Source organism: Thermococcus sp. ES12 (genome assembly GCF_012027515.1).
GTDB lineage: Archaea > Methanobacteriota_B > Thermococci > Thermococcales > Thermococcaceae > Thermococcus > Thermococcus barossii.
This window is the reverse complement of sequence record NZ_SNUP01000081.1, coordinates 1-436: the sequence shown is the minus strand read 5'-3', so window position 1 is coordinate 436 and position 436 is coordinate 1. Positions and strand designations below refer to the sequence as shown.

The 436-nt window shown below is 39.4% G+C and carries 1 protein-coding gene; it reads left to right on the top strand.

Annotated elements, in window-relative coordinates; genetic code table 11:
- Positions 1–436: amidohydrolase family protein (locus tag E3E37_RS11140; RefSeq protein WP_167717420.1), on the top strand; the 436-nt coding region annotated here is incomplete at both ends.

Below are 436 nucleotides of genomic sequence, written 5' to 3'. Positions count from 1 at the left end.
AAAAGAGAAATGTTGAGATTAAGGAAACTCTCAGGCTTTTAGAGTTCATTAAAAAATTAGACTCACCAAGAATAGAATTTTTATTTGGCCCTCATGCCCCGTACACCTGTTCTCCAGAGCTTTTAAAATGGGTTAGAGAGAAAGCTAATGAAACAGGGAAAATGATAACCATTCATCTGAATGAGACAAAAAGCGAAGTGCGGGATATAAAAGAAAAATATGGAATGACTCCAGTTGAATTCTTAGATGAACTTGGATTTCTCGGGGATGATATCATAGCGGCCCATGGTGTTTGGTTGAGTGATAAAGAGATTGAAATTTTAGCCAAGAGGGGGGTAACGATAGTTCATAATCCTGCAAGCAACATGAAACTTGCTAGCGGTGTCATGCCCATTGAAAAGCTCCTAAAAGAGGGCGTTACCATTGCCCTTGGCAA